The organism is Desulfosporosinus lacus DSM 15449 (genome assembly GCF_900129935.1).
In the GTDB taxonomy this organism is placed as follows: Bacteria; Bacillota; Desulfitobacteriia; order Desulfitobacteriales; family Desulfitobacteriaceae; genus Desulfosporosinus; species Desulfosporosinus lacus.
Map to the genome: position 1 here is coordinate 468239 of NZ_FQXJ01000003.1, position 22446 is coordinate 490684.

16 protein-coding genes are annotated in these 22446 nt (G+C 44.5%); all 16 read left to right on the forward strand.

All coding sequences use genetic code 11. The annotated features are described in order from the left end of the window. The first annotated feature begins 120 nt into the window (after positions 1-120). A complete protein-coding gene (uvrA, locus tag BUB11_RS02400) occupies positions 121-2937 on the forward strand; it encodes an excinuclease ABC subunit UvrA (RefSeq protein ID WP_073027582.1) in 2817 nt (938 codons plus the stop codon). A gap of 157 nt (positions 2938-3094) precedes the next feature. Beyond that, positions 3095-3901, forward strand: coding sequence for a Cof-type HAD-IIB family hydrolase (locus BUB11_RS02405; RefSeq protein ID WP_073027583.1), 807 nt, complete (start codon positions 3095-3097; stop codon positions 3899-3901). Positions 3902-4053: 152 nt separating this feature from the next. After that, the gene (locus BUB11_RS02410) at positions 4054-5052 is read left to right on the forward strand and encodes an alpha-hydroxy-acid oxidizing protein (protein WP_073028183.1); all 999 of its coding nucleotides are present in this window, start codon (positions 4054-4056) and stop codon (positions 5050-5052) included. A gap of 165 nt (positions 5053-5217) precedes the next feature. Further along, positions 5218-6234, forward strand: coding sequence for a polysaccharide deacetylase family protein (locus BUB11_RS02415; RefSeq protein ID WP_073027584.1), 1017 nt, complete (start codon positions 5218-5220; stop codon positions 6232-6234). 349 nt (positions 6235-6583) lie between these two features. Next, positions 6584-8353, forward strand: coding sequence for a B12-binding domain-containing radical SAM protein (locus BUB11_RS02420; protein WP_073027585.1), 1770 nt, complete (start codon positions 6584-6586; stop codon positions 8351-8353). Continuing rightward, the gene (locus BUB11_RS02425; RefSeq protein ID WP_084110127.1) at positions 8340-9566 is read left to right on the forward strand and encodes a type 2 periplasmic-binding domain-containing protein; all 1227 of its coding nucleotides are present in this window, start codon (positions 8340-8342) and stop codon (positions 9564-9566) included. Before BUB11_RS02420 ends, BUB11_RS02425 begins: the two co-directional genes overlap by 14 nt. A gap of 22 nt (positions 9567-9588) precedes the next feature. Continuing rightward, positions 9589-10482, forward strand: a complete 894-nt coding sequence (gene rapZ, locus BUB11_RS02430; protein ID WP_073027586.1) for an RNase adapter RapZ — start codon at positions 9589-9591, stop codon at positions 10480-10482. Further along, the gene (locus BUB11_RS02435) at positions 10479-11852 is read left to right on the forward strand and encodes a gluconeogenesis factor YvcK family protein (RefSeq protein ID WP_073027587.1); all 1374 of its coding nucleotides are present in this window, start codon (positions 10479-10481) and stop codon (positions 11850-11852) included. Before rapZ ends, BUB11_RS02435 begins: the two co-directional genes overlap by 4 nt. Before the next feature lie 126 nt (positions 11853-11978). Next, positions 11979-12923: a DNA-binding protein WhiA gene (gene whiA, locus BUB11_RS02440; RefSeq protein ID WP_073027588.1), complete on the forward strand. Its 945-nt coding sequence runs from the start codon at positions 11979-11981 to the stop codon at positions 12921-12923. Positions 12924-12966: 43 nt separating this feature from the next. Then, positions 12967-14364, forward strand: a complete 1398-nt coding sequence (gene rpoN / locus BUB11_RS02445; protein WP_073027589.1) for an RNA polymerase factor sigma-54 — start codon at positions 12967-12969, stop codon at positions 14362-14364. A gap of 430 nt (positions 14365-14794) precedes the next feature. Further along, the gene (locus BUB11_RS02450; RefSeq protein ID WP_073027590.1) at positions 14795-15514 is read left to right on the forward strand and encodes an MIP/aquaporin family protein; all 720 of its coding nucleotides are present in this window, start codon (positions 14795-14797) and stop codon (positions 15512-15514) included. Between the two features lie 45 nt (positions 15515-15559). Continuing rightward, positions 15560-17056, forward strand: a complete 1497-nt coding sequence (glpK, locus tag BUB11_RS02455; RefSeq protein ID WP_073027591.1) for a glycerol kinase GlpK — start codon at positions 15560-15562, stop codon at positions 17054-17056. Between the two features lie 164 nt (positions 17057-17220). Next, positions 17221-18840 (forward strand): anaerobic glycerol-3-phosphate dehydrogenase subunit GlpA, encoded by a 1620-nt coding sequence (gene glpA, locus BUB11_RS02460; RefSeq protein ID WP_073027593.1) that lies wholly within the window; start codon positions 17221-17223, stop codon positions 18838-18840. A gap of 5 nt (positions 18841-18845) precedes the next feature. Continuing rightward, positions 18846-20084: an FAD-binding protein gene (locus tag BUB11_RS02465; protein WP_073027594.1), complete on the forward strand. Its 1239-nt coding sequence runs from the start codon at positions 18846-18848 to the stop codon at positions 20082-20084. A 39-nt stretch (positions 20085-20123) separates the two neighbouring features. Then, positions 20124-21365 carry an anaerobic glycerol-3-phosphate dehydrogenase subunit C gene (locus BUB11_RS02470; protein WP_073027596.1) on the forward strand — a complete coding sequence of 414 codons (1242 nt, stop codon included), beginning with the start codon at positions 20124-20126 and terminating at the stop codon, positions 21363-21365. 56 nt (positions 21366-21421) lie between these two features. Beyond that, entirely contained in the window at positions 21422-22429 is a 1008-nt protein-coding gene (gene gap, locus BUB11_RS02475) for a type I glyceraldehyde-3-phosphate dehydrogenase (protein ID WP_073027598.1), read from the forward strand. The last annotated feature ends 17 nt before the right edge of the window (positions 22430-22446 follow it).

Below are 22446 nucleotides of genomic sequence, written 5' to 3' on the forward strand. Positions count from 1 at the left end.
ACGGTTGTATAATGATATTGGATACTTTATAATAAGTTCGTATATGTTCGATTTGAATCGAAAGTTTGTTTGGGCGAACATCAAATGTCTCTTCCCAACTCATCACTTAGGAGGAAAACCATGACCCAAGACTACCTACGCGTGCGTGGTGCACGCGCTCATAATTTGAAAAACATCGATATCGATATTCCACGCAATAAACTTGTAGTAATCACAGGGCTGTCAGGCTCGGGAAAATCTTCCCTAGCCTTTGATACAATTTATGCCGAGGGACAAAGGCGGTATGTAGAATCCCTTTCTGCCTATGCACGACAGTTCTTGGGGCAGATGGACAAGCCTGATGTAGATTCCATCGAAGGGCTTTCTCCTGCGATTTCCATTGACCAGAAGACGACTAACCGTAACCCCCGCTCGACGGTGGGAACTGCAACAGAAGTCTCTGATTACCTCCGCTTGTTGTATGCCCGGATCGGGCATCCGCATTGCCCAAAGTGTGGCCGAGCTATTTCCCAGCAGACGGTCCAACAAATGGTGGATCTGCTGATGAATCTCCCAGAACGGACAAGAGTGCAAATCCTAGCCCCACTCGTAAAAGGAAAAAAAGGGGAACACCATAAGGTCTTAGAAGACGCTCGAAAGGCAGGGTATGTTCGGGTAAGAGTGGACGGGGAGGCTAGGGACCTCAGTGAAGAAATTGAACTGGCAAAAAACAAAAAGCATTCTATTGAAGTTGTGATCGATCGCATTTCATTAAAACCCGAAAGTGCTGAACGTCTGGCAGATTCTCTAGAAACAGCTCTTAAACTGGGAGAGGGAAACGTCATTGCAGACATCATTGAGGGCGAAGAGTTACGTTTCAGTGAAAACTTTGCCTGTCCGGATTGCGGGATTGCTCTCGAGGAAATTTCACCACGTCTTTTTTCTTTTAACAGTCCCTATGGAGCCTGCCCAGCGTGCACCGGGCTAGGAGCAAACCTTGTCGTTGATATTGACCTGCTCATTCCCAATCGTTCCCTGTCGCTGGCAACAGGTGCAATAGCGCCTTGGGCAAAATCAAGTTCAAGTTATTACCCAAAAATGATGGAGGCCGTAGCCCAAAACCTCAAATTTGGGATAGATACCCCTTTAAAAGACTTGAGTGAAGAGCAATGGAAGGGGTTGCTCTATGGGACGGATACTCCCATAACCTTTCAGTATCAAAATATTTTTGATCAATTGAAAACCTACAACACCACTTTTGAAGGGCTGGTTCCCTTATTTGGGCGTCGTTATCGCGAGTCGACCTCGGATATGGTACGCGCTGAAATTGAAGGGTATATGAGCGAAAACCCTTGCCCAGAGTGCCAAGGGAAGCGACTGAAACCAGAAGCGTTAGCGGTGAAGGTAGGCGGGATCTCAATTGACGATTTGTCTCGTCTTTCAATTACCGAAGCGATTAACTTTGTAAATACTCTCGATCTCACCCCCAAAGAGGAGACCATTGCCCACCAGATTTTGAAAGAAATCAAGGAAAGACTGGGTTTCTTAATGAATGTAGGACTGGATTACCTGACCATGTCCCGTGCGGCTGGTTCGCTTTCCGGTGGAGAAGCACAACGGATTCGCTTGGCGACTCAGATTGGGTCAAGTTTAATGGGTGTGCTTTATGTTTTAGATGAACCGAGCATCGGCCTCCACCAAAGGGATAATGCCAGATTGTTGGAGACCCTTAAACGGTTGCGTGATCTCGGAAATACCTTGATTGTGGTCGAGCATGATGAAGATACAATGGTTGCCGCAGATCATATAATCGATATCGGTCCCGGAGCTGGGGCCCATGGCGGGAGAGTAGTGGCTGAAGGCCCTATTGAGGAAATCAAGGCCAATAAAGAATCGATGACCGGGCAGTATTTGAGTGGTGCCAAGCAAATCAGCGTGCCGGTGGAGCGACGTCAACCGAACGGAAAGTGGCTAGAGGTGATAGGTGCTCGAGAGAACAACCTGAAGAACGTCCATGCGTGTATTCCCTTGGGCTTGTTTACATGTGTGACTGGAGTCTCGGGCTCGGGTAAAAGCACTTTGGTCAATGAGATTATCTATAAGGGATTAGCATCCAGACTTAGTCGAGCTCGGGTTCGCCCAGGAGCACACGATCAACTAAAAGGTTTGGAGCATCTGGAAAAGGTCGTTGATATTGACCAGTCTCCAATCGGTCGGACGCCCCGTTCAAACCCTGCTACCTATACCGGTGTTTTCGATTTTATTCGTGAGCTTTTCTCGATAACTCCAGAAGCAAAGATGCGAGGGTACAAACAAGGTCGGTTTAGCTTTAACGTTAAGGGGGGCCGTTGCGAGGCTTGCCGTGGAGATGGAATCATTAAGATTGAGATGCATTTCCTGCCTGATGTCTATGTTCCCTGTGAAGTCTGCGAGGGAAAACGCTATAACCGGGAGACCTTGGAGGTGCGGTATAAAGGTAAAACCATTGCGCAAGTTCTCGATATGACAGTTGATGAAGCGGTGGAGTTTTTCCAAGTAGTCCAGAAGATTGCTCGAAAACTCCAGACACTCCAAGACGTGGGGCTCGGCTATATTCGCCTGGGGCAACCTGCAACCACCTTATCTGGAGGAGAAGCCCAACGCATTAAGCTTGCTACTGAATTAAGCCGACGCAGTACGGGGAGAACAATCTATATTCTTGATGAACCGACAACAGGCCTACACACGGCAGATATTGATAAACTCCTCCATGTTCTTCACCGCTTAGTGGACGGGGGAGATACAGTACTTGTCATTGAGCATAATCTGGATGTTATCAAAACTGCAGACTGGCTGATTGACCTGGGTCCAGAGGGAGGAAATCGGGGCGGAGAAGTGCTGATCGCTGGGAAGCCCGAGGAAGTTTCGTCTTTCCCGGCATCCTATACCGGACAGTATTTAAAACGCTATTTAACCTAAAGTCTCAATAGATAAAACTATTTGCTAATTCATAAAGAGGCATCAATAGATTGGAGCTAACCAGAAGCACGACCTCGACAAGTTTGGCCGAAAGTCTAAACAACGATTTTAACATCGAGCCTCGTACTTGTGACTTGGATAGAGGAGTGAGAAAAAATTGACGATTCGTTTAGTAGCCATGGATCTCGATGATACATTGCTTAGAGATGATTGCACAATTTCACCTCGAGTGGTAAAAGCAATACAGAAGGCCCAGATGCAGGGAGTAAAAGTGACGATTGCCACAGGACGTATGCCTATCTCAACACGTCCTTATGCAAAGCAGCTGGGGCTGGATGTTCCTGTGATTACGTATCATGGGGCGATGATCCAGCAGGCTGTCAGTGGAGATATACTATTTCGGCACCCAATTCCCAGCGCTTTAGCATCTGAGATTGTTCAAGATGTAGGGAGAAGGGGGAATTATGCGCAGATCTATCTCAAGGATCGCGTTATCGCCCAGACACTTAATGAATGGTCCGAGGAATATGCGCGGATCGCAAGTGTTCACATCGAAGAAGCCGACCTTCCAGGCATTCTTGCCCAAGAACCGGAAGGGGTTGAGAAAATTCTCGTGATCGGGGAAGAGTCTGACCTAGATCAATTGGCCCCTCTGTTAAATCAACGCTATGGAAAAAAAGTGCATATTACAAAATCAAAACCCCATTTTTTGGAGATAATAGAGGGCACTGTAAATAAAGGCGTAGCTCTGGCTGCTTTGGCAGAGCGCTTGGGAATATCCCGACAAGAAGTAATGGCAATAGGGGATAGTTTTAACGATTTAGAGATGATTCAATATGCCGGGGTTGGAGTAGCCATGGGAAATGCCCGCAAAGAAATAAAGCAACAGGCAGATATTGTGACACTCACAAATGAGGAAGACGGAGTGGCAGAGGCTATCGAACAATATGTTTTGCTAGGATAACATTTGCAATGGAAATAAGTATCGGATGTAAGATTTAGCATGAACCTTAGTTATCGCAAATGAGAAATAAGCATTCTATAAAGTACTGGTTTGTATTTAGTTTTTTATAATCAATTTTGAGTGGAGGCCAAAAAATGAGTGAAACTAAAAAAATGAACATCCAAACAGTTCGCCAAACTGCACGGGAAAAGCTTAAGGGTTTTTGTCGAGTCTGTCCAGAGTGTAATGGTAAGGCTTGTGTAGGAGAAGTTCCTGGTATGGGGGGGATGGGCACAGGGACATCGTTTAAAAACAATGTCGAAGCGTTAGCAGCCTATCGCATTAATTTGAGGACTTTGCACGGTGTTAAAAAGCCCAATACACAGATCAAACTTTTTGGTCAAGAATTAAAAACCCCAATCTTCGGTGCTCCGATTACCGGTAATAACTTCAATATGGGTGGGGCTTTGAATGAAGAAGAATGGGCTGAGGCTATGATTCAGGGTTGCCTAACTTCGGGGGCCATGGGATCTACAGGGGATGCGCCTGACCCCGCAATGTATAAGGCAGGTCTTGGTGTGGTTGCGAAAGCCCAGGGTTTAGGTATTCCGTTTATGAAGCCGCGGGAATTGCCGGAAGTATTTGATTATCTGCGTCTGGCAGAAGAAGCAGGAGTTCTTGCAGTGGGTATGGATGTAGATGCAGCAGGCTTAGTTTCCATCCCTGTCAGCCCAAAAACCAAGGAAGATCTGAAAACGATCATTGACAATACGTCATTACCCTTCATTATTAAAGGAATCATGACAGTTGAGGAAGCCGAAATAGCTGTTGAAGTTGGTGCTGCCGCAATTGTCGTTTCAAACCACGGTGGAAGAGTACTTGATTACACTCCAGGAACGGCGGAGGTCTTGCCGGAAATCGCTGCGGCTGTAGATGGACGCATCCCGGTGATTGTTGACGGTGGAGTCCGTACGGGAGTTGATGTTTTGAAGATGTTAGCTTTAGGGGCAGATGCTGTTATGATTGGGAGACCCCTTATTATCGCTGGTTACGGTGGAGGCGCAGAAGGAGTTGCCTTAGCGATAAGGAGAATGACGAATGAATTGAAACAGGCTATGGTTCTGACTGGCTGCCAAACACTTGAAGATATTGATATGGATGTGTTTTTTTAAAAGGAAAACGTTTACGAGTTAGTTATTAAGATATTACTATTTCGAGTTTAAATCAAAGAAAAATAAAGTTCAAAAAACTTAATTAGGTGGAGATTAAAAACTCCACCTAATTAAGTTAGTGCCAAAAATACCCAAATCGAACCTCGTGAAAGTGGGACAGACTTAATGTGGACAAAAGATTGCCGAATGTGGAATGCAGCGTTAGCAGTTTTGATACTTCTAACGAGTATATATCTAGGCGGATGTCAATCAGATAAGTTGCCCAAAGCATCCCTTACCTCCTCAGGAACGATTAAATCCGCCCAGCCAGACATAGTTAGTGAAGAGGACGATAATTCTATCCCCAAAACTCAAGATACACAAGAAGCGCCAAAGACAGAATCCCGTCCTGAACCAATTGCTGAGCCGGTTCCCAATCAAAAGGTTGAAGCAAAACCCGTCATTCCTTTGCCTGAAAAATCGCCTCTCGATACTCCAATCCATCCATTTTATAGTTTAGACGGAACTCCGCCGAGTGCACCAGGACTTGCCATGCGGAAGAGAGAGTTTGCTGCAGAGCCTGAAAAAATTGCTTACCTTACATTTGATGATGGTCCTTATCCGGAAACGACGCCTCACCTTCTTGAAATTCTTCGAGAAGAAGGTGTTAAAGCAACATTTTTTGTTTTGGGGCGACAGGCTGAGCGTTATCCGGAACTTCTGAAAGATGAATATGTACAGGGCCACGGGATTGGAAACCACAGCTATTCACACGATTACAGTTCGGTTTATCATAGTCCGGAGACTTTTTTAGCAGAGATTAAACAAGCTGAAGAAGTCATTTTTAAGGTTATTGGAATCCGCCCCCGAATGGTAAGGGCACCTGGAGGTACTCAGGGGCATTTCAATGTAAACTATTACAACACATTAGATGCTGAAGATTACTTGGTTTATGATTGGAATGTCAGCAGTGGGGATGCGGCGGCACCGCTTGTTTTAACCGAGCAACTTGTCAAAAATATTGAGGCCCAAGTGCCTGGCAAAACAAGAGTCATCATTTTAATGCATGATTCAAAAAGCAAAACTACAACCATTGAGGCGCTCCCATTGATTGTTCATTTCTTAAAAGAACAAGGATACTCCTTCGGAAAGATTACGCCGAAAGTTGCTCCAATTCTTTTTCCAGGCGGATTTAACAGCTGAAATTAGCAGTTGCGGCTTGCCAATAAAGAGAACGAAAAAGGTGCCTGTATCAATTTATTGATAGGCACCTTTTTCGTTCTCATTTCACCACCCTTGTCGGGATTGTCCAAATTCTGTTTTGGATATTGAGGCGGAAAAATAGTAAGATTCTGGGCTGGATTGAATTAAGATCGGAAATGTACCAGCGTGTGTATCCCAATTCTAAATAATTGGACAATTCACCGTGTATTCCAGAATAAGTAATCATTCTGAAGACGTTATTGATGGCTCCCTATGCCTTATCAATCTGGCATAACAATTGCATTGGGAGCGTTAAACCGCTATACTTAAGGCGAAGGGGGTTGCGATTTTGCGTATTCTTCTGGTTGCCCTCAATGCGAAATATATCCATACGAATTTAGCCCTTCGCTATTTGCGAGAGGGAGTTCGTACGTTATACCCGGATGTTTTGCTTAAAGAATTTAGCATTAATGATCACCTGGATCGGATTGCAGGGGAGATTTATGAAGCCAAGGCCGATGTCGTTGGTTTTTCATGTTATATTTGGAACCTGAAAGAGACCGTGGAGGTGATTAGACAGCTTCACCCGGTCTGTCCGAATACTCGATTTGTTTTAGGGGGTCCGGAAGTATCCTTCGAGTCTGAGGAGTTTCTTCTGGAGCATCCTGAAGTAGATGCTCTTGTTATTGGTGAAGGGGAAAAAACCATTTTAGAGCTGTTAAAGGCGTGGCAGGATGGACATGATCCCTCTCATGTCCAAGGCATTGCTTGGACAAAGAACGGGAAAATTATGCTTAATCCCGCTCCAGTCAGCCCTCTTAGCATGAACGATCTGCCGTTTCCTTATACTGAGGACGAAGACTTCACAGGACGGTTGGTCTATGTTGAGACGACTAGGGGATGCCCTTTTAACTGTCAGTATTGCTTATCCTCTACTTTTCAAGGAGTCCGTTTTTTGGAGCCTGAGAGGTTTCGAAAGATGTTCCGTCAGTTGTTGAAAAATGGTGCCCGAACCATAAAGTTTGTGGACCGAACCTTCAATGCCAATAAACGGCATGCTCTTGGAATTTTAGACATTGTACGAGAGGAAAGTGAGTTACACTCTGATGCCAAGTCGATTCGAGTTCACTGCGAAATGGCAGGCGATTTATTAGATGCGGAATGGATGGACTACTTCAGAAATTATCCACGGGGATTAGTTCAATTAGAAATAGGAGTACAATCTACACACCAGCCAACTCTGAAGATAGTTTCACGTCCACAAAGGTTTAAAGAGTGGAAGAAATATATAGCTGAAATGCGGTGCTTTGGAATACCGCTTCACTTAGACCTGATCGCTGGATTACCTGAGGAAAACTGGCTAAACTTTCGGACATCATTTAATGAGGTATATGAGACAGATCCGGATATGCTTCAGCTAGGCTTTCTCAAAGTCCTTAAAGGATCTGGTTTGCGTCTGCAAAGCAGTCGCTATGGACTCTTGTTCGTACCTGACCCACCCTATACGATTTTAGAGACTAAGGACTTATCACATAGTGAAATACTTCAATTGCAACACATGGAAAGTATTTTGGATAAATATTATAATTCAGGGAAGTTTGAGCACGCCTTACGACATGTCCTCAAACTCTTTCCGACCCCCTTTGATTTTTATCATAAGTTTGCAGAGCTTTGGCACAAGAAGGATTGGTTTTCCCGCCAGTGGCAAGGCAAAGCCCTCTTTGATAAACTGTGGGAATTTCTCCAAGACGTACAGGATGCCGAAAAAAGGGAAGGGATGGACATCATACCATGGAATATAATCCGTGACGCCTTGAGGTTTGATTATTACATGTGGGAACGTCCGAATATCATCCCTGACTATTTACAAGATGAAAACAGCCTGGAGCTGGAGAAGAGAACAGATCAGTGGAAGACAATGCAGGATAAGATCCGCAAGGATGCTTATTGGGAGATGATAATTCCAGAGGTAAAAAAAATGGACCGGCGGCAGTGGAATCGCAATACAGCGATTGCATATTTTACGTCGGATTTACTACAAGAATCCAACAGACCTTGTTGGTATCTTTTTCACTATCAACAGGGGAAAGTGAAGGCATACCGATATGAAGAATCATGAATGGAGTGCAGTTCGAGTCATGGACAGTGCCTGGCGGCTTGGCGTCAGCCAAGTTTTCTATATACTAGTCAGTTTCATTCTTGTCACCGGGTGTTCGTCTGCCCCTCAGACGGGACAACCAGGGGGACCGGCCCCCTCGGTTGTGGACATCTGGCATTCTCTGCAAGGGGCAGAGGCGGATGCCTTAGAGGGTCAGGTTCAAACGATTGTAAAGACAAATCCTGAGGTTATCGTTAAACTTAACTATGTGCCGGCTCAGAACTTTGCCGCCTTTTCCTACCAAGCAGAAGCAGGCGGGGAAGGCCCGGAGATTTTTATAGCTTCAAGAGAAATTATCCATGAGCTTTATGGGCAAGGAGCATTGACGCCTGCCGCACATAACGATAAAGAGGCATTTCCTGCAACATTAACCGCCTTTCGATTTGGAGAGGTGGAGTATGCACTTCCTTGGATGACGGATATTCCTTTGCTCTATTTTAGAACGGACACTGCTTCAGTGCCTGCCAGTCTGGCGGAGCTGTTCTCAGTCAATGGGATTTCTATTGCCTCTCCAGATACCGCCACACTTTCAGCATGGTGGAATGGGCAGGGTGGGCGGTTCATGAATGCCGGAAATATTAGTTTAAATGATCCAAACAATTTGGCGTTTCTTCAACAAATCTTAACTTGGCGGAGTACGAATGTCCTTCGTATTGATCCGGCCGCTCTGACCGCATTTGCTAATGGTCAAACACCCTATGTTATCGCAGGAGCCAGTACCGCAAAGCAGTTGACGCAATTAAATGTCCCGTGGGGAAGCATGCCTCTTTCCGATTTGTTGGGTGGACAAGGGCAAGCGCTGATAGGGACAACGTTAGGAATTGCTAATTCGGCAATTAAAACCACTCCAGCGATGCTGGATGCTATTCAAACGGTTGAAAAGGCATTGCTCTCACCAGAAGTTGAAGCAGCGATGCAGGTTGCTGGAAGTCTTCTTCCAGCTAATATGAGTTATTATGGACGTCCAGAAGCTCAGAAAGGCGTTTTTCCTCAGGCAAATATTGCTCTGACCAAAGCCTGGGTTTTGGAGGGGAACGGACAGGAGTGGAAGTTGATTCCCTTGCAAAATGAGGCATGGAGTAATGTCTTGGCCGGGAATGCCACTCCTGAGGATGCGCTAAATAATGCCCAAGAGCAAGCTGGAAAAGTTTTATCGGTTAAGGGGCAGCCATAATATAATAAGAGGAGGTGAAAAAATGAATAAACAAGGATTAGAACTTATTGTTATTACTGGCTTATCAGGAGCTGGAAGAACTCAGGCAATGCAAAGTCTTGAAGACCAGGGTTTTTTCTGTGTGGATAATTTACCCCCTACTTTTCTGGTCAAATTTGCTGAGCTTTGTGCTCAGTCCAGAGGCAAGGTTTCTAAAGCAGCTATTGTTTGTGATCTGCGAGGTGGGGAATTCTTTTCCTCGCTCAGTGAAGCTTTAAACAATCTGGAGAAGGAAGGCTTCCGCCTGGAAGTGCTCTTTCTAGATGCATCGGATGAAACCTTAATTCGTCGTTATAAAGAATCAAGACGCAGGCACCCACTCTCTCCTCAGGGGCGAGTATTAGATGGAATTCAGGCTGAACGGCAACAACTGGAAGAACTTAGAATTCGAGCAGATAACATTATAGATACTTCCAACTTGAGTTCCCAGCAACTTCGCAGTCAAGTAGCGGAGCTTTTTTGCAAAGCTCAGGGGTTAGGCCAAATGGCTGTTTCGGTGATATCCTTTGGTTTTAAATATGGAATGCCCATGGATGCAGACTTGGTTATGGATGTACGGTTTCTCCCGAACCCTTATTATGTGGAATCATTACGTCCTCTAACTGGGGAGCATGAATTGGTCAGAGACTACGTCTTTGGCAATCAAATGGCCCAGGAATTTATGGAAAAATATTTGAATTTATTGGAGTTTATCCTCCCCAATTATATTAGAGAAGGAAAAACTCATTTGGTAATTGGGATTGGCTGTACGGGTGGACAACATCGCTCCGTTGCTATTGCAGAAAGAGTAGGGAGTTTTTTAATAGAACGTGATTATGCCATCACTGTTAAGCACAGGGATGCTATAAAAAACCAAAAGCGTGGAATAACGCGATGAACCCAAAAAGATACGAACCCTTTTATCGATATCTAAAATGGCTTTACCCCGATTTGAAAGTAAAAAGGTGGTTTATCCTCGCCGTTCTGGGAATCTTCCTTTTTGCAACAGGATTTTCCGTCATGAATGATGGGGTGGCTATCGGCTATGCGGAGTTGCAATTCCGAGAGGTTATTTACCAATTGACGGGTAGTACTAAGCATATTGCCGTGCCAACTGGCGCAATTATTAGCGCCCTTGGAATTTTTGCAATTATCATCGGTTTTAAACACATGCTTTATTCGATTATTTCTTCTGTGCTCCCGGAAAATGAAGTGAGAATTGTGGATAGGATCTATTCCCGCCACCATTTGAAAAGGGGACCGAAGATTGTAGTGGTTGGTGGAGGGACAGGGCTTTCTGCCCTTTTGCGTGGTCTTAAGGAATACACCTGTAATCTTACTGCCATTGTGACAGTTTCGGATGATGGGGGAAGTTCTGGAAAACTGCGTGATGAATTGGGCATACAACCACCCGGAGATGTGCGCAATTGCCTGGTCGCATTGGCTGAGACAGAGGAAATCATGGATACTCTCTTTTCTTATCGCTTTGAAAGTGGAGCACTCCAGGGACATAGTTTGGGGAACTTACTTTTAGCAGGATTAACCGATACCTTTGGTGATTTTCAAAAGGGAATTGAACAGGTCAGCAAAGTGTTTGCACTCCGTGGCAAGGTGTTTCCTACTACCTTGGATCAAGTAGTCCTTATGGCAGATTTAGAAGACGGAACCCGTGTAGTTGGGGAAACTTCGATTCGAGTCACTGAGGGTAAAATTAAGAGAGTATATCTGGAGCCTAGTGATTGTACCCCTTTACCAGAAGCGATACAGGCAATTGAAGAAGCAGATCTAATAGTTTTAGGGCCAGGAAGTCTCTATACCAGTGTTTTGCCAAATTTATTGGTCTTAGGGCTTAGAGAAAAGATTCGAGAAGCCAGCGCTCCCTGTGTTTATGTATGTAATGTTATGACAGAAAAAGGGGAAACAGATGGCTATAAAGTCTCCGATCACCTGCAAGCGATTCTGGATCACTGTGGTGCAGGCTTTGTAGATGCAGTGCTTGCCTCTCGTGGTGAAATTACTGCTCCGCTTTTAAAACGCTACAGTAAGGAAGAAGCTGTTCCGGTGGTTACTGATCCTAAAATGGTTCAGCATTTAGGGGCGAAGTATTTTGAAGCGAATTTAGTCCAAGAGGGGAATGTCGTACGTCACGATTCAGATCGACTGGCGAAGGAGCTCATTCGGTTACTTTTTCGTTTAAAACCAATAGGAGAGCGTATTGCTTTAGTCGATGCCTATTTGCTCACTCGGAAGCTTCGTAAAAATTCATAAGAGGAATCTTTCTTTAGATGGAGTTACAACACAGCTAGGATAAATTCGTGTAATTATCGATGAATTGGACTCAGTAATCGAACCACGAATCTCGAACATCGAACCACGAGATAGGGGGCTGGAGAATTGTCCTTTAGTGCTGTTACGAAAGAAGAACTTGCCCGCTTAGACAGTCAGAAACCCTGTTGTGATTTAGCAGAATTGGCGGCTTTGGTCCGTATGGATGGAACACTGCAAATTAGTGCAAATCAACAATATACTTTGAATGTGATCACAGAGAGTGCACCTGTAGCTCGTAAGATTTATCGTTTAGCCAAAGATGTTCTAAAGCGCCAGGTGGATATTGTGGTACGACGCAAGCTGAGACTTCGCAAAAACAATTCATACCTGGTTAGAATCCATCCCCGAGGATTAGAAGACTTACAGAGCTTAGGTCTGGTTGATAATAAGGGCCAAATTTACCTGGGAATTGCACCGGATCTTATTAAAAAGCGTTGTGATCAAAAGGCCTATTTGAGGGGAGCTTTCTTAGCCGGGGGTTCGATCAATAATCCTGAAGGGACCTATCATCTTGAAATTGTCAGTAATGATGAACAACATGCCAAAGAGTTATGTCAATTGATCAATAGATTTAAACTAGGTGCCAAGGTGAGCATGCGCAAGCATTGGTATGTGGTATATCTCAAAGAGAGTGAACATATTGTGGATTTTCTTGGTTTCATCGGAGCGCATCATGCTTTATTAGAATTTGAAAATGTTAGAGTTCTTAAAGATGTGCGAAATCAAGTTAATCGCCTAGTTAATTGCGAGACTGCTAATCTTGATAAAATTGTTGATGCGGCTGTACGCCAATTGGAGAACATTCAGTTTATAGCCGATACGATTGGGATTCAGTCTTTGCCACCCACCTTGCGAGAGATAGCTGAGTTGCGGTTAGCTTACTCGGAAGCCAGTTTAAAAGAACTTGGAGAAATGTTGCGACCTAAGGTAGGGAAATCTGGAGTCAATCATCGAATGAGAAAAATCGATGAGTTAGCAGATCGAATCAGGAACCAGAAGATAGGAACTTAAAACATGGAAGGATAGAATAAATATAGATATAGGGGGGAATAAGGTGCGGTTAGGTTATGGTCTGAGTCTCGAGCAAACCCAAAAACTCATTATGACCCCAGAATTACGCCAGGCAATTACGATTTTGCAGTTGTCCGCACTTGATCTTTCCACGTATGTTGAGGAACAGCTTTTGGAGAATCCTTTACTGGAAAATCTAGAAGAAAGTACGGACAGTAAAGAAGCAGAGCCCCCTGTGGTGGAGGAAAGCCCGCCCATTGACAAATGGGAAGTTGACTGGCAGGATTATTTTCATGATCAGGATGAAAATCGGGTTCGCCAAGAACGAGTGATTACAGAAGACAAACAACGGTTTGATCCCTTTATTGCGGCTGCCCCGACGCTTCAGGAACATTTACTGGAACAACTCCATGTTCAAAAGGTCACCTGTTCTTTAGATATCGCTGAATATATTATTGGGAATCTGAATGACAAAGGATATCTTACATTGTCGTTAGACGTTATTGTTCGGGAAATGAATGTTTCCCTCGCAGAGGTCGAAGACGCGTTGACAGCAGTCCAGAGTCTGGATCCCTTGGGTGTTGGGGCCCGGAATTTAGAGGAATGCCTATCGTTGCAATTACCTCTCCTGATAAATTGCCCTCCTGAATTACCAGAGTTTTTAAAGCATTTGGAAGACTTGGCAGCAGGACGGTTGCAACGAATTGCCCACGCTTTGAAAGTTTCCCTAAGTCGAGTTCAAGAATTGGCTGACTCAGTTCGGAAGCTCGACCCTAAACCGGGTCTCCGTTTTTCAGGCCCGGGGGAAGTTCGTTATATAGTCCCTGATGTTGTCATTGAAGAGATTGAAGGAGAATTCATTATTCTTGTTAATGATATTACTGTCCCGCGCTTAGGAGTCAATAAGGCATACCGTGATGCCTTGAGCCAGGATGAGGGAACTGACACTCGCAAATTTGTCGAACAGAAATTAAACGCCGCTGCCTGGCTCATACGAAGTATTGAGCAACGTCGTCTAACTCTTTATAAAGTCGCGGATGCTATCGTAAAATGGCAAAATGAATTCCTCCGCAGTGGAATTCGTCATCTAAAACCGCTTACCTTAAGAGATATCGCAGAAGAAATTGGAGTTCATGAGTCGACGGTCAGCCGAGCAACTGCCCATAAATACGTTCAAACTCCCCGTGGTATTTTCGAATTCAAATTCTTCTTTGCTAATAGTATGGGGCGTGGTACTCAAAATGACTCAGGCGTAACTACTGATGTTATTAAATTAGTTCTGCGTGACATCATCGCCTCAGAGAATCCTAAATGCCCTTACTCTGATCAGAAATTAGCAGACCTCCTAAAGGCTAGAGATATGGAGATTTCTAGACGGACAGTTGCAAAGTACCGTGATGAGTTAGGAATTGCGGCGACGACGGTCAGGAAGAGATATTAAGGATTAGGCAAGGGATAATTAGAAAGCTTTCGATTAAGGAAAAATAAGGAATGCAAATTTTCCGAAATTTATGTTGTTAGGGTATTGAAATGGGGGAAAAGATAGAATATACTGATATTAGAGACGGGCGTACAAGCGTTAATGACCAGAGAATAATTATATATTAAGGCTAGAGTATTAGAGAAGCCGGATTATACTAGTAAATTCGTATGACGAATGACTAGTATAATTCGGCTTTTATTTTTTCTAACTAACGGATTGCTAGCAGTTGACTTAGGTTAGGATGATTTATCCTTATTTAACCAGGATGTACCAATCGTGATGAAGGGGGAGATAATTTAAAAATAAAGCTCTAAAAAGAAAGGGAAATTTGAGATTAAAAAATTGATTAAAATTCCGACGAAAATTGAAATTGAGGAGGAATGTTGAGATGGAAGCAAAATTTATAGCTGAAATGATAGGTACTATGATTATCCTTTTATTTGGTTCGGGGGTAGTTGCTAACGTTTTATTAAACAAGACTAATGGAAATAACGGTGGCACATTTATGATTACCTTAGGGTGGGCAGTCGGAGTTCTTTTGGGGATTTATGCCACAGCTCCAATCAGTGGAGCACACTTAAACCCGGCCGTAACGATTGCCTTAGCGTCAATTGGGCAATTTCCTTGGGCAGAGGTGCCAATCTATATTGCGGCTCAGTTCTTGGGGGCATTTATCGGCGCAGTGTTAGTTTACCTAGCTTATCTGAACCAATGGGAAGCAACTGAAGATCCTGGCCTAAAGTTGGGCGTTTTTAGTACGGCACCACAAATCCGAAATTATCCTGCGAACCTGTTGACTGAAATGATAGGTACCTTTATCTTGGTTTTTGTAGGACTTGCTATTGGAATTTCTGAAACAGCCACGGCTACAGGACTTAATCCACTTTTGTGGGGATTCTTGGTATGGGGACTTGGGGTATCCTTTGGGGGACCTACGGGCTACGCAATCAATCCGGCTCGTGATTTAGGCCCCAGAATTGCCCACTTCTTATTGCCAATAGCGGGAAAAGGAAAGTCGGATTGGGCATACTCATGGGTGCCTGTTGTCGGTCCGGTCATAGGTGGAGTGCTTGGCGCTTTTCTATATAAAATAGTGTACGTGGGCTAGTAACTCTTGAAAACCTTCAATATAATTAAATAAGGAGGATTCACCATGAAAAAGTATGTTATGGCTCTTGATCAAGGTACCACTAGTTGCCGAGCAATCCTTTTTGATAAAGAAAGTAAGATTGTGGGAGTGACTCAAAAGGAATTCACTCAAATCTACCCTAAGGCAGGTTGGGTTGAGCATGATGCTGATGAAATTTGGAGCACGCAGTATGGAGTTATTGCTGAACTCATTGCAAAAACGGGCATTAAAGTCGATGAGATTGCTTCAATCGGGATCACAAATCAACGTGAAACCACGGTGGTCTGGGATAAAAATACGGGAAAACCAGTCTATAACGCCATCGTGTGGCAGTGTCGAAGGACAACGACCATTTGCGACGATTTAAAAGCTAAGGGTTATGAAGATGTGGTTCGAGAAAAGACAGGTCTTGTTGTTGACGCCTATTTTTCTGGAACTAAGGTAAAATGGATTTTAGATAATGTTGAAGGAGCTCGTGCCAAAGCAGAGAAGGGCGAGTTGCTGTTTGGTACAACGGATACATGGTTAATCTGGAAACTTACCGGTGGAAAAGTGCATGTCACAGATTATTCGAATGCCTCCCGAACCATGATGTTTAACATCCGAGAGTTGCATTGGGATAAAGAACTGTTGGAAATGCTTGATGTGCCACAGAAAATGTTGCCCGAGGTTCGCAATTCCAGTGAAGTCTATGGTAATACAGATGCAGGGGTATTCTTGGGTTTTGAGGTTCCTATCGCAGGGGTTGCCGGTGACCAGCAAGCGGCATTGTTTGGGCAGGCGTGTTATGAGCCAGGGGATGCCAAGAATACCTATGGCACAGGTTGCTTTATGCTCATGAATACGGGAAGTAAGATTTACACCTCGAAACATGGCTTATTAACCACTATTGCTTGGGGCATTGATGGTAAGGTAGAATATGCCTTAGAGGGCAGTACTTTTATTGCCGGTGCCGCGATCCAGTGGTTGCGCGATGGGTTGAAAATAATTGATGTTGCACCAGATTCCGAGTATTATGCTAAAAAAGTTAAAGATTCAGATGGAGTTTATTTTGTTCCAGCGTTTGTTGGCCTGGGCGCTCCTTATTGGGATATGCGCGCTCGAGGAGGTATTTTCGGACTGACTCGCGGAACTACAAAATACCATATTATTCGTGCGGCTTTGGATTCCTTGGCTTATCAAACCAAAGATGTCTTGGGTTCCATGGAGGCCGATTCAGGAATATCCTTAAAGTCCTTAAGAGTCGATGGAGGCGCAGTCGCCAACAACCTGCTCATGCAGTTCCAAGCAGATATTTTAGGAACTCGAGTGGACAGACCGGAAATCATTGAGACAACAGCCTTGGGAGCAGCCTATTTAGCCGGTTTAGCCGTTGGCTTCTGGAAGAGCAAAGAAGAGCTGGCGAGCCGTTGGTTACTTGATAGGCGTTTTGAACCTGATATGGAAGAAGAGAAGAAGGCGAAACTCTATAAGGGCTGGCTGAAGGCAGTTGAGCGAACTAAGGATTGGGAAGATGACTAAGCACTAAACCCAGACTCTGACGCTGAAGCGATGGCAAGAGATCTGAGGTTAGTGAAGAAAATTGTATAAGGCGGCTCGGAGAATAAGTGAAGCCACCAAAGAAACCATTGAGATACAACGGTTTCTTTGGTGCTTCTTAATTTCGAGCAAAGGAGGAAATAGGGATGCGTGAGATCAGTACTCAAGTTGTAGTAATCGGAGGAGGAGCAACAGGGGTTGGTATATTGAGAGACCTAAGTATGCGTGGAATACCAGCGCTCTTGTTAGAACAAGGAGACTTGGCACATGGGACGAGTTCGCGATTTCACGGTCTTTTGCATAGTGGCGGGCGTTATGCAGTCAAAGATGATAAAGCAGCTCAAGAGTGTATTGAGGAAAATACAATATTGAAAACCATTGCAGCACACTGCATTGAAGATACCTATGGTTGGTTTGTATTTTTAAAAGGGGATGATCCAAACTATTTGGAGCTTTGGCTTCAAGGGTGTGATCAAGTGGGAATACCTGTTAGGGAGGTTCCGCTTGAAGAGGGGTTTCGTCTAGAACCTTTGTTAACAAGACAGGCAACACGGATTTTCGAAGTGCCCGATGCTACAGTTGATGGTTTTAAATTGCTATGGTCGAACGTGAAATCTGCAGAAAAATATGGAGGAACGTATCAAACGTACTGTAAAGTTCAATCGCTTTGGTTAGAAAATGGGCGAGTGATTGGAGTCTATGCCGAAGAACTCATCACCGGTGAAACGCTGAGAGTGCGCAGCGAAATAGTGGTAAATGCTGCAGGTCCTTGGTCTGCTGAAATCGCAGCAATGGCAGGTTTTAATGTTGATGTTCTAAAAGATAAAGGGTCTCTGCTTGTGTTTAACCAACGCTTGTTTAATCGTGTGATTAACCGTTTGCGGGTACCGGGTGATGGTGATATTTTTGTACCACATCAAACTGTGACTGTTTTTGGGACGACTTCACATACGGTGGAATTGCCGGATGATCATCAGGTCGATGAGCAAGATATAACGTATTTGATCGAATTGGGCCAAAACTTGTTGGAAGGGATTGAACAACAGCGTATTGTTCGGTCCTTCGCTGGTATTCGCCCTTTGTATGAAAGTGTTGAAGACCAAGATCAGGAAGGGCGAGGGGTTAGCCGCAATTTTGTCATCATAGATCATCAAAAGATGGATGGAGTTCAGGGGCTCGTTAGTATTCTAGGTGGTAAATTAACGACTTATCGTTTGATGGCTGAGAAAGTTTCCGATTGGGTTGCCGCTAAATTAGGGGTGGATACAGCATGCCGAACCGCAGAAGAACCCTTGCTCAATGAACAACCTGCAGAAGTTTGGGATAAAGCTCGTCAATTAATAGGGGTTGCCGCTGCGAACAAAATGATGGAACGGTTAAATGAACAAGCTGGAGCCGTCGTTGAAGCGATAGCTCGTCAACCGCTGCTTGGGCAGTTTGTCTGCGAATGTGAAATGGTCACTCAAGCGGAAGTTATTCATGCCTTACAAGATCCTGCAGTTAACTCCCTTGATGATCTTCGGCGTCAGACCAGGTTAGGAATGGGGACGTGTCAAGGTGCCTACTGCTCCTATAGAGCGACCCCTATGATTCAGGAAGCGTTCGGCGGGTGGGAGAGAACCGTAAAAGAATATCGGCTTCTATTGGCAGAACGTTGGCGAGGGATTACTCCAGTACTTTGGGGAGAGCAACTTCGTGAAAGTGAATTAGCACGTGCCTTATTTTTAAACGTTCTGGATCTAAAAGCCGAAGAAAGTGAGGGGTGAACGAGATGTGGGATGCCGTAGTGGTGGGGGGCGGCTTGGCCGGTTGGATAGCAGGGATACGAGCCGCCCAACGGGGTAAAAAGGTGCTTTTAGTCACGGAAGGGGTCGGAACACTCTTTTATTTCTCGGGGATTTTTGATTATGGAGATATCGAGGGTTTGCGTCATTTGCCTAAACATCCCTATACATTATTTAATTCAGAGGATATTGCTCAGGGCCAACACTTCGTTCAAGAGATCTGTCCGGAGTATATTATAAATGAAACACCACAGTCTGCCTTCACTGTCTTAGGTACCGTGCGTCAAGGCGATCTCATGCCTCGCAGCATGATTCTTCCGGATCGACAGGAGCAGGGGAGGTTCGTACTCTTAGTGCCCGAAGGATTGAAAGATTTCTTTCCAGAGGTTGTGATGACTAACATGGCTAGAGAATTCCCGGGTTGGCAGGTAAGTGCAAAGAGGATGCGAGTGGATGCTCTTGCGGAGTGGGTCAAACTGGGTAAAAGTGTATCAAGCATAGATTATTCGGCTATCTGGAGGTCAGAAGAGGGGCAAAGAGTTCTCGCCCATGAAATTGAAGAGATTAAAAGACAGTATCAAGTTGGGAACAAGCCCCAGGAGAAAATCATCGTGGTGTTGCCTAGTTTGGTAAAGGAGTACGTTGATTTTTCTCGCACAAAACCTTGTATAGAGGAATTCTCTCTGCCGGTCTTGGAAATGAGTTCATTTGTGCCTAGTCCGCATGGCCGTTATTTTGCGGAATATCTGAAGCATAGGTTCACTGATTTAGGCGGTGAATTAATGATCGGGGCTCGTGCAGTATCTTTGAACCAAGAGTCACCGTCGGAAAATAAGGCTAGGACGTGTCAGGAAGTTATAGTGAATAGCAAGGGTAAATCGCTTTGTTTAAAAGGCAAGAAGTTTATCCTAGCTACAGGCGGGCTCTTAGGAGGGGGAATCAAAGTTGGTATGGCAAGAAAATCGATACACGAAGGGGTTTTTGATCTGCCTCTATTTGTACCGAAAGAATGGAGTGAGCCCCAGTTCTTTGCTTCTCAACCCTTTGCCCAGATCGGCGTAGAAACAGATGAATTAATGCGTCCGCTTGATCCCGAACGTGGAGAAGTGGTGTGGGATAATGTCCATGTCGTCGGAAGAATGCTTGCCCACTGGGATCCTTGGACCCAAAGATGTGGCGGAGGGGTATCGGTTACATCCGGTTACGCTGCAGCTGAATTAGTTTAGTTTGACGAAGCATTTATAAGGAAAGGGGGAGACTTGACTGTGGATTCAAGAGATGAATTGGCAGCTAGATTGGATGCTTGTCAAAAATGTAATATGTGTACTGCTCAATGCCCGGTGGCTAAAGTTAATCCGCGTTTCATCGGCCCGAAAGGTTTAGGCCCGGATATGGAACGTTTTCGTAAGGGTCAAATTAATCTGGATGAAACAACGTTGGATGATTGCAGTAATTGTAAGACCTGTGAGTTAACGTGCCCTTCCGGCGTCAAAATAACGGAGATGATTCTCGGGGCAAGAAGAGCTGCTAGTAAAGCACGGCATAAGAATACAATGGGATTAAGGTTGGGCCTGAGAGGGTATATTTTGGGTCGGAATGAATACCTTGGCAAGCTTGGAGTTATATGGCCCACTCTGACTAATCAAGTTTTAAAGATTAAATTAGTGCGCTTAGCTCTCGATAAAACATTGTCTATCAGCAAGAATGGACCTTTACCTGCGTACGGAAAGCCACTAAAGATACAGCCGGATAAAGTCGGAATTGGTACAAATACCAACAAACAGGTTGTTTATTTCCCTGGTTGTTATACGCGATTTAATGAAGGGGATACAGGGCGTATCCTAATTCGACTCTTAGAGCATCTGGGATATAAAACGATAGTTCCTGATTTCCATTGCTGTGGTTTACCCTTAGAGGCTAACGGCCAGTTTGGAAAGGCCGACAAAAATGGTCGTTATAATTTAGAGTTAATGCGGCCCTATCTAGAAGCAGGCATACCGGTTATTACATCCTGTACGAGTTGCGGTTTAACACTGAAAGAAGATTATCCAAAATTGGAGACAAGATCGGCTCAGCTCATTGGAGCGCAGGCCTATGATTTGTTTGAATTCCTGTGGCAACTCCATGAAAAAGGGGAACTGCCCCTTGACTTTCAGGAGGTCCGGGCATCCTACGGTTACCACCCCCCCTGCCACTTAAAGGCACAAGGGATCGGAACGCCAGCACTGCGGATTTTGGGGTTAATCCCGGGAGTGAAAATCCGTAATATCGATGCAGGATGTTGTGGTTTATCAGGCAGTTACGGTTTTAAGGCTGAAAAATATGAAAAAGCTATGAAAATCGGAAGCGGCCTATTTGAAGCAATTAATGTAGGTTCCCAACACGGCGATTTCCAAAGTATGACGACAGAATGCGGTGTATGTAAAGTGCAAATTGTGCATGGTACTGGAATCCCTACTGAGCATCCGGTACACATCCTGGCTAAAGCATATCGTCTGATAGATTAAAGACGAATATATCGTTGTGATGGACAAATTAGTTTGAAATTTAGGAGGTTATTTAAATGAGTGTACGAGTAGCGATTAATGGATTTGGCAGAATTGGTCGGCTTACATTGCGAGCCGCCCTGAATAAATCCCTTCCGTTTGAAGTGGTGGCGATTAATGATTTAGGAAGTCCGGATTTATTAGCTCATTTGTTCAAGTATGATTCAGTTCACGGAGTTCTTCCGAATTCGGTGGAGCTTGATAAAAACAGGATGATTGTAGACGGGAAAAGTATCGAAATTTTGGCTGAGAGAAACCCTTTGGATTTACCATGGAGTAAGCTGGGAGTAGATATTGTAATTGAGTCGACCGGACGTTTCACGAAGCGTGATGCTGCCGCTCAACACTTAACAGCTGGCGCTAAAAAAGTTGTTATTTCTGCTCCCGGCAAAAATGAAGATATTACTGTTGTCATGGGAGTTAACGATGATAGCTATGATCCACTGAACCACCATATTATTTCTAATGCTTCTTGTACTACGAATTGTCTCGCGCCCGTGGCCAAAGTTCTACTGGATGCTTTTGGGATCGAACAAGGAATGATGACTACAACTCATTCAGTCACCAATGATCAACGTATTTTAGACCTGGAACACTCAGATTGGCGCAGATCTCGAGCGGCTTATCAATCTATGATTCCGACGACCACGGGTGCTGCCAAAGCAGTTACGTTAGTCATTCCAGAATTAACAGGCAAAATGAATGGATTAGCTGTCAGAGTTCCAACACCGAATGTTTCTTTAGTTGATTTCGTCGCAAATTTATCCAAGTCAACAAGCAAAGAAGAAGTAAATTCAACCTTACGTCAAGCGGCAGAGGGCAAATTAAAAGGATATCTCGAGTACACGGAATTACCCCTCGTATCCCGTGACTTTAATGGTAACCCGGCCAGCTCAATCATCGATGGATTATCCACGATGATGATTGGGGAACGCATGGTTAAAGTGTTGGCATGGTATGATAATGAATGGGGTTATTCGAACCGCATTTTGGATTTAGTCAAGCTGATTCTCGCAAAAGGCTAGAGGGTAAACCATTCTTT

What these genes read in the sequence shown, in the direction of transcription:
- rapZ (WP_073027586.1), top strand. Translation starts at nt 9,589, where the DNA reads ATGAATAAACAAGGATTAGAACTTATTGTTATTACTGGCTTATCAGGA.
- BUB11_RS02415 (WP_073027584.1), top strand. Translation starts at nt 5,218, where the DNA reads ATGTGGACAAAAGATTGCCGAATGTGGAATGCAGCGTTAGCAGTTTTG.
- glpK (WP_073027591.1), top strand. Translation starts at nt 15,560, where the DNA reads ATGAAAAAGTATGTTATGGCTCTTGATCAAGGTACCACTAGTTGCCGA.
- BUB11_RS02450 (WP_073027590.1), top strand. Translation starts at nt 14,795, where the DNA reads ATGGAAGCAAAATTTATAGCTGAAATGATAGGTACTATGATTATCCTT.
- BUB11_RS02465 (WP_073027594.1), top strand. Translation starts at nt 18,846, where the DNA reads ATGTGGGATGCCGTAGTGGTGGGGGGCGGCTTGGCCGGTTGGATAGCA.
- uvrA (WP_073027582.1), top strand. Translation starts at nt 121, where the DNA reads ATGACCCAAGACTACCTACGCGTGCGTGGTGCACGCGCTCATAATTTG.
- BUB11_RS02410 (WP_073028183.1), top strand. Translation starts at nt 4,054, where the DNA reads ATGAACATCCAAACAGTTCGCCAAACTGCACGGGAAAAGCTTAAGGGT.
- gap (WP_073027598.1), top strand. Translation starts at nt 21,422, where the DNA reads ATGAGTGTACGAGTAGCGATTAATGGATTTGGCAGAATTGGTCGGCTT.
- BUB11_RS02435 (WP_073027587.1), top strand. Translation starts at nt 10,479, where the DNA reads ATGAACCCAAAAAGATACGAACCCTTTTATCGATATCTAAAATGGCTT.
- BUB11_RS02425 (WP_084110127.1), top strand. Translation starts at nt 8,340, where the DNA reads ATGAAGAATCATGAATGGAGTGCAGTTCGAGTCATGGACAGTGCCTGG.
- glpA (WP_073027593.1), top strand. Translation starts at nt 17,221, where the DNA reads ATGCGTGAGATCAGTACTCAAGTTGTAGTAATCGGAGGAGGAGCAACA.